Origin of the sequence: Paraburkholderia phymatum (genome assembly GCF_040965635.1) — a bacterium.
Taxonomy (GTDB): domain Bacteria; phylum Pseudomonadota; class Gammaproteobacteria; order Burkholderiales; family Burkholderiaceae; genus Paraburkholderia; species Paraburkholderia phymatum_B.
This window is the reverse complement of the sequence record NZ_JBFRCH010000024.1, coordinates 101,415-109,619: the sequence shown is the minus strand read 5'-3', so window position 1 is coordinate 109,619 and position 8,205 is coordinate 101,415. Positions and strand designations below refer to the sequence as shown.

The following is an 8,205-nucleotide window of genomic DNA, read 5'->3' as shown; positions in this document are numbered from 1 at the left end:
CATGGAACGTCGCGAAGCATCTCCCCCTATCTACATCTGCCTCGCTTTGATCCCTGCTGGCAGCGGCCTGCCGCGTTCTTCGACGCTTGTCCAGAGAATTCTCAACGGCTCCCACGCGACGCTTACGGTGGAACTTGGAAGATTAGCGGACAACTCTTTAGCGACCCACGCTAATCCTCATTGAGTGTTACGGATTCCGGCGGTCGAGCGTCCGCATACGCACCCAGGGGAGTGTCGGAACTTAGCCGACCGACATGCGCACGTCGCGTCGACTGGATGGCGATCCACATGCGAACGGCATAAAGCGACCCTCAACAGCCGTTGGGTCTAGCGCGAGTCGACGGCAGCTTTCAAGATCCGGCGGTCATTCAATCAGCGACGGCGCTCGATAATTGCTCGGCCGTTCTTCGTGCACTCGCCACCGCGGATCGTTAGGCATTGTCGAGTGTCCGCTTCACATCAAAAGGATTTCTGCCGCGCGGAGCCGATGCGGTCTATCGACGTATCTCGGGGTACGTGCGACATGAATCGCATATGCCATCCAGGCCGGGTAACGGCCTCACGAGGCTTCGTTGAGGACCTGGTGAGCCAATGACCTCGGCTTCGGTACACAGACCGTGACGGATTACCTGCTTACTCGAGCGTGTCAGGCAATACCGTGTTGCCAGCTTCGCCGACGGGGTGCACCGACGAAGCCCGGCCTTTCATGCAATGTCCTGGAACGGCCGGCGTGGACTTCCCCGGCCTCGGTCAATCGTGGGCTAGCGCGAAATCGCCGCGCGCAATCTTCCAGATTACAGCGCCTGTCCAGGTCTCTCTGCTTAAGCATTGGTGACGTTTCGTGCAACTGTCGACCGCCGCGAACACCTTATGCCGAATCGCGGCGGACCTCAATTACCATTCAGCAGGGATTGGCACCCGCTTCGCCGCAGTCGATGTGGCGGCGATTTCTCCCGTCGTGCGGTGTCGGCAGGTAGGGGAATACGGTGTAGATGCCGTTCGCGGTCACGTTGCGGCCTTCGGCACCGATGTTGAAGTTCACGCCATCACCCAGCAACAGGTTGCCCGTTGGCGCACCTGTCAGACGGCCCGCAATGACCCGCAGCGCGATGTCGGTCACGTCGTCGTTCGGGCGCCGCCCATTGGGCCAGCCGGCGCTGTCCCCGGCAAGAACGGCGAGGCGACGCTGCTGCGCGGGCGGTGTCGGAGAAACACCCAGATTGAGCCGCAGAAGTTCCGAGCAATCGTGTGCGCCGCACGTCCCAGTCTGCGGTTGGGAGGGATACTTGAGAAGCACGTTTACCAGATCAGTTCGGTTGGTCGTCGGAATCGTCAAGCCGAACCGCAGGTTGAGTGCGGTCGCCAGCCTGGAGTTGAGATAGAAACCGAGGAATTGCGCTTCATCGGCCGGATCGGTCGCATTCCATTTGTCTTTCATATCGGTCCCAATGATCAGTTCGTTGACGAGTGGATTGCCCATGCGGGACACCTGCACCCAACGTCCGGCGTTGTCCTCATCGACGCCCATCCCGCGGCCTTCGTGACGCATTGTGGACACGTACGCGCCGATTACGCCATTGGGTCTGGACGTCACCGTGGTGATTGGCACTTCGATCGCAATGGTGCTGATGTTGAAGCCGGACAAAGTGTCGTTGCCAAAAGGATTCACGTGATCGTTGGCATCCTCCGCCGGTGTCAACACAGGTGGCGTGCGGCGCAGATTCACCGTGTCGAACACGGCGCCCAAATCGATGTAGAACGTCTCACCGCGCTGTCCGGCGAAGACCTTGCCGCCGTTCGCCAGCGAGTAGATACCCTGTGCGGCGAGCGCTTCGTAATTGGGCATCGTTAGCGGTCCGACGTTGGACGGCACCGCGAACATCCTCTGGGTACCCAGGTCGGTGCGTTGGCCGTGACGAACTTGCGTCACGGTGTAGCTCTGGCGCAGGATCAGGCCGTCCGAGCCAGGGCCGTCGAGCGCAGTGATCGGCGGCAACGCGGCGTATGACAGCGGCAGCTGTTGGCTCGCCAGGGCCCCGCGCAATTCGGTCTTGAAGCGGATTTCGTAGACGAGGTCGTTGGCCTTGCCGTTGCCATTGGTGTCAATGTTGATGCGATAAATCACGTCATCGCCGAAATTGAAATAGTTCGGCCCAGCGCCAGGGTCCTGCATGGGAATCACGTTCAAAATGAAAACGACGTTGTTAGGGTTCGTCCAACTCCGAAACATGTAAAAGTCGGTGTTGTCAGCGGTCGGGTCGTTCGCAATTAGGGGTGCCTCGCGGTGACTGGCAGGGTGCGTTCCACTGCCCCAAAGCGCCGCGGAGCAAAGCGCGACGGCCGCCATGATGCGGACAACAGATCTCATGGTGTTCTCCTTCAGGTTATAACGGGGCCGCAAACGAGCTAAATATGGGCACGTTGAGTGCACGCTCGAGCAGCCAGATCATGGCGACGGTCGCGGTCACCGCTGAGCCGCCGGTAAGTACCACTCGCCGGTATGTCCAGGTTGCTCGCAACGAGAACGCCAGTGGCAGGTAAACGAATACGATGGCGAGTTGTCCTGCTTCGACGCCAAGATTGAATCCGGCGAGCGACAACGCAAGCGAACCGGTCGGCAAGCCGAGGTCGTGCAACGCGCCTGCAAAGCCCAGTCCGTGCAGCAGCCCGAAGCCGAACGCCGCCATCCAGCGTCCGTTCGTCACGTGCGGAAACAGGTTATTCAGCGCCGCCAGCACTACCGACAAGGCGATGCCCGATTCAACGAGCCGCGAAGGCAGCACGACGATCGATAGCGCCGCGAGCGTGAGTGTGATCGAGTGTGCCACCGTAAATGCGGTCACAACCCTGGTGACATCGATGAATGCCCGGCGAAATGATGTGCCGGGCTGCCATGCATGTCCCTCACGAATCAGCACCGCAGGCAGCAGCAGCGAAAGCAGGAAGAGGATGTGATCGTATCCGGTCCAGATGTGCCAGACGCCTTCGTTCAGATACATCGCGAACTGGGTCAATGGCCCGCCGGTATCGGTGCCGACGATGCGGTGCGGCGCATCAGCGCTAAATACGACACTTCGGCTTTCACCGTTCTCGACGAAGTGAAGAAGTCCGCGATGCTGGGGATCAAGGCCTTCGAACAGCCGGTAATCGATAGAAAGTGTTGGGCTCGCCCGCGGACATTGTCCTGTGAACGTCAGCACCGCGTAGGTGCCATCGGTGTGCGAGTCGATCAGTTGCCCAGTCGGTTCGAGCGCACAAAGTTTGCCGGCGGAGGACACCTTGAGGTGTGCAAGCGCATATGCCGCGATATCTCGCTTTCGCGAACGTACTTCACCCCACGTGATGTCCCCGTCGCCGTTCTCATCGAGCCCAAGCGCGTTGTCGAGATCGCGTAGCGCGATATCCCACTGACCGCGCAGCGCTTGCCCGCTGCGCTCCAGTGTGAGGTAGGCGTCGCTTGCCTTGTGCGCAAACGCGGGCGCTATCAGCAACGCGAGCACAAAGGCGAGGACGACGCGTCTCATTGCCGCACCTGCAGCAGCGTGACAATCGATGCATCTTCGAGACGCGTTGCGGCGACCCAATCGGATGCAATCTTTAGGGCATCAGCATCACCGGCCGCACGCGCGGCTTCGATCAGAATCCGCAGGTCTGGCGGCTCGCGCTGGACCAACCAGTTTTCGCGCGCGAGAATGAGTGCCGCTTTGGCGTCATGTTCCACTGTGAGACGAAAGCGCGCCTCCTCCCGGCGATGCACGCTATCCCCGCGGCGACGCGCAGCGTCAAAGCGCGCCGAGAGATCCTCGCGGTGCGCAGCGAATGACTCGCGCAATTCCGGCAGCTGTTGTTCGGCCAGCACTAAACGAAGCAGCAGCGCGTCATTTTTTGTAGCGTCACGCAAAAGTGGCAGCAACTCTCGCGGACGACCCCGATCCAGCAGAAAATCGGCGTACGCCCCCTGCAGATAAGCGTCACGCGGGTCGAGCGCAAGTGCGTCGCGGAAATGTCGCTCGGCAGCATCGAAGTCGCCGCGGCGAGCGGCAATTTCCGCGGCGAGCGTCAACGTCCACTCGCGCACGTCCAGATTGCCGACGCCTTGCGCGAGCACCTGCACGAGCGCCCGGTATGCGCCGGCTGCGTTGCCGTTCATGCTCGCCGATGTCGCATCGCACCCGATAACGACGATGGGTGCAACGAGTCCCTTCAGTTGCTCGCAATCGTGCCGCGCGTCCGCGTAGCGTCCGCGCACGCTCAGCACTGTGGCGCGCGTCAGTCGCGCCTGCGCGAGCGCTGGATGCGCGGCCAGCAACCGATCCAGATCGGCAAGCGAGCCGTCGAAATCATGCTGGCTTTGCTTGAGCGTCGCGCGAAGCAATAACGCGGTAGGCGGCACATCCTCTGCGCTCCACCACGGCGCCAGCGCCGCCTGCGCCTGGCCGAAGAAGCGAGGATCGCCCAGCCTCCGCCCTGCTTCGAGAGCGCGACGCGCGACGGACATTGCCAGGTTGAGATTGCGCGGGTCCATCATCAGCGTCGCGCGCATGCGCTTCAGTTGCGCGAGCGTTGGATCGTTTTTTTCCGGGAGGTGTTCGAGCACCACTCCATCGCTTTCGGGTACGTATGGCTTCGCCCCGCTCTCGCCTGAGAGCAAGACAAGCGCGGCTACCACCGTGACGAATGGCCAACCCGACATCGACCTTCTCCCGTCTGCATTGGGTTGTACGCGAAAAGTCCCGATCCGGATGCAGCCGGCTGTCACTGTTGACTCCAGCGTCTTGCCTATGTCTGCGCAATCTGGGCGTCCACCACGCCAGCGCGGTTCAGCATGATGGGTTAGCCAGAAGTAAAGCTGGTTTCGCTTGACGTTGATGTTGGTTGCACCAGATCAAATATCGATCAGGTCACGATACGTCTGCGCTACAGCCGCTCTACCTTGAATTAGATCTGTCTGTAACGCTCTGCACATAGCGCACGCGCGAATGGGCTTTTTCAGGGTTCGAGTTGCATTTTTGGCTTTATAGGCGACTTCTCAATCACATTCAACGCTTAAGATCCGTCACGAACGGTCAATACAACGATGTCTTAAGCCACAGCGCGGGGGGCGCTGCTATGGCCAGAGCAGACATTCGCGCGTCAACACGGGTGGCAAGCCGGGCGGTGTCCATATAAGACCATGTCAAAACACTAAGGGGCTCCGACCATGGCGAGTTCGTCGCTTTCAAGGCCCCCCTTCTCGGGAACGGAGGAGCGACTGAATAATTTGGCACCATAGGAACCGCAGCGCTGTCAGGTGGCGGCGTTACCCCTCAACGCCCCAATTAGCCGTTGCGAACAAGGAGCTTAATAACGCACTTCATGTTGTAGGCAAGCACGTACAGACTCATCTCCGTACTAACTCGCGCCTTCCTTAACAGCGATACTTGAAAGGGAAACAACTCCACTGACCGAATTAGGAAAGGAATTACTGTGTACCCGAAAATTGCAAGCCAGGTACGCCAACGCATTCGATATATATCGAAGCAGGAGGAAGAGCTAGTTTGGCTACGGTCCTCTCAGAACCGTTCAAGACGGTGCACACGTCCTCCATCAGGTTATTTGCCGAACGGCTGCTCCTGGCGGATCCCAATTGTGCGCTCGTCCGTCAGGTTCCGGTGCGATGCAGCCGTTCCAACAGCAGGGTTCCCGGAGCGCTGAACAGCAGGTTGTGGCCGATTGCTGCCCGACGCGACCGGCCGCAACCCTCTGCGGACCTTCGACAAGCCGTCACCCCTACGGCCGCTCTCAGGGAGCACGGGCCATTGGTGGAGGCCGGAGCGTTTCCAGCGCAATATCGTTGACATGCGCCTATACGCTGTCCCAATCGCGCTATAGGCCGCAAGCGGATGCCCGCGGAAGCTCTGCGGTCGCTGATGCGCATATCTTTTCGATTGAAGGGACATCCACCTGCTGTTGGCAGCAACGGGGTCGTCTAGCGCCCATTGCTTTGGTCACAGACTGGGGTTCATCTCGCCAACGCGATCTTCTTACAGCCATGGATCATCGCGGGTACGAAAGCAGTTGAGGCACACCCCCTTTGTGCCGCCAAAGGCATCGCCAATGCACCGCGAGCTGATCGCCATCGGCCCGGGTCGCAATTCTGGGGCGCCGTGCGCTTCTGCAAGCGCATACATGCTCTGACCGTTCTTCTGCAAGCGCTATACCACATCAATAGAGCGCAGGACGCCCACGCGACGAACCGGCATCCGTAACGAATCTTTCACACAAATGCGGCTGCCGCGACCTAGTGTGTTTCTGTAGGTGGCAATCGGCAGCAAGCGTTGGTTTTGCGGTGGGGCAAGTCGTCTTCGCACGTGGATCATCACGGTGCGAGAGTCATGGTGCCGGTGATGGTCTGCCGGCACTGCAAAGGCGTTTTATCCAATTTCACGAGGCAAAGAATGAAATCCATTTTCAGACGCCTATCCCGTTTAGCTTCCCCGAGCATCGCAGGCAGCGGCGTCATCGCGCTTACGTGTGCAATCGGCCCGGGCGCCCAGGCGCAAGTGCTCGGCCCGCTCGTTCAGGTGGCTGCGGGCGATCCATTCAGCGGATGCACTTCCGACCAGGTGAACGCACAGGAGTCCGCATTCGGGAGCATTCTGTTTCCAGCCACGTCGATCGAGCCATGGGTGGCGACCGATCCGACCAATCCGTCCCGCCTTCTCGCCGGGCACCAGCAGGACCGCTGGAACGACGGTGGCTCACGCGGGCTCGTCGGCGTCGTGTCCAACGATGCGGGCAGCACGTGGACCAATACGATCCCGACCGACGTTACCGACTGCACCGGGGGTAAGTTCCGTCGTGCCTCCGATCCCTGGGTGGACTTCGCGCAAAACGGAACAGCCTTCTTCTTCTCGCTGACGCTGGACCCCGCGCAGCCGACGACCCCGTTCGGTGCACGAAATAGCGCGATGCTCGTCAGCCGCTCCGTCGACCACGGCGCGACCTGGCAAAGTCCCGATACGCTGATTCAAAACAACTCGCCGCACGTGCTCAATGACAAGAACTCGCTGACCGCCGATCCGACAGCGAATGGTTTCGTCTATGCGGTGTGGGATCAGCTGAGCGTTTTCCCGCCAACCAGGGAAGGCGCTGAGTTGCTCGGGGAAAACGATGGTGTCGTCATCGCGCGCAAACTGCTCAATGCTGCGGCGGGCGGTGCTCCCGTCTTCAAGTTCAACTTCACCGGCCCAACCTTCTTCTCGCGATCCACCGACAACGGCGTAACCTGGAGTACGGCCGCCCCGATCTACCAGCCGGGCACGAACAGACAGACGATCGACAATATCGTGCGGGTGTTGCCTAACGGCACCGTGCTCGATTTCTTCACCGCGATTAATGTCACGCCGCAGGGCCTCAACATCGGCTATATAGCGTCCACGGATAAGGGCGGCCACTGGAGCGGGCCGGCGTTCGCCAGCAACATTCAAGTGGTCGGGGTCGTCACGCCGGACACCGGCCAGCCGATACGCGATGCCTCGATTCTCTACAGTGTTGCCGTGAACCCGGTCACCGGGGCAATCTATCTCGCCTGGCAGGACGATCGCTTTTCGGCAGGCACCTGCACGACGCCCACTGGGTCAATCCCGATCGATGGGATTGTCTTCAGTGAGTCGGACGACGGCGGGACCACCTGGTCGGCGCCAGTGATGATCAACAAGACGCCGGCGAATGCCGCGAACCCGTGCCGTCAGCAGGCCTTCGTTCCCGCGGTGGTGGCTGCGGGCGACGGCAAGACGATCGTGGTGACCTACTACGACTTTCGCAACGACACGAACACGCCTGCGGGTTTCGAGAGCACCGACTATTTCGCGCTCTTCTGCTCCACCTCCAGCGGATGCACGAACCCCGCCAACTGGGGCAACGAGCGGCGCCTGACCGACGCTTCGTTCAACATACTTGACGCCCCCGTGGCGCGTGGCCATTTCCTCGGCGATTACATGGGCCTGACTGCTAGCGGGCCCACGACCGTGTACCCGGTATTCGGCACAGCCACGGGTCACAATGTGACGGCCGAATTCACCCGCAAGATCACATTGCCGTGAGCGCAAATGGCGGCGACTGGAGGAGGTCGCCGCCCAGTCCTCCGCGACGTGTCATGGTCCCGGCAACAGATCATATGGCTAGGGGAATGCGCGAGCACGCGCCGTGATGCGCAGTGTCTTC

General features: G+C 60.6%; 5 protein-coding genes. 2 read left to right on the top strand and 3 right to left on the bottom strand.

Features of this window, described 5'->3' with window-relative positions:
* A partial coding sequence (locus AB4Y32_RS29665) for a hypothetical protein (RefSeq protein WP_368724733.1) occupies window positions 1-184 on the top strand: 184 nt, incomplete at its 5' end.
* A 717-nt stretch (window positions 185-901) separates the two neighbouring features.
* On the opposite strand, the gene AB4Y32_RS29660 is transcribed toward AB4Y32_RS29665, so the two are convergent.
* Genes AB4Y32_RS29660 through AB4Y32_RS29650 form a run of 3 tightly spaced genes read right to left on the bottom strand, consistent with a single transcriptional unit; the run spans window position 902 to window position 4,693 of the window.
* Complete coding sequence (locus AB4Y32_RS29660) at window positions 902-2,368, bottom strand: DUF4331 domain-containing protein (RefSeq protein WP_368724732.1); 1,467 nt, start codon at window positions 2,366-2,368, stop codon at window positions 902-904.
* Window positions 2,369-2,384: 16 nt separating this feature from the next.
* Entirely contained in the window at window positions 2,385-3,500 is a 1,116-nt protein-coding gene (locus tag AB4Y32_RS29655) for a HupE/UreJ family protein (RefSeq protein WP_368724731.1), read from the bottom strand.
* Between the two features lie 20 nt (window positions 3,501-3,520).
* Complete coding sequence (locus AB4Y32_RS29650; protein WP_368724730.1) at window positions 3,521-4,693, bottom strand: tetratricopeptide repeat protein; 1,173 nt, start codon at window positions 4,691-4,693, stop codon at window positions 3,521-3,523.
* 1,744 nt (window positions 4,694-6,437) lie between these two features.
* Between AB4Y32_RS29650 and AB4Y32_RS29645 the strand changes: the two genes are divergently transcribed.
* Window positions 6,438-8,084 (top strand): sialidase family protein, encoded by a 1,647-nt coding sequence (locus AB4Y32_RS29645; RefSeq protein WP_368724729.1) that lies wholly within the window; start codon window positions 6,438-6,440, stop codon window positions 8,082-8,084.
* Window positions 8,085-8,205 lie beyond the last annotated feature (121 nt).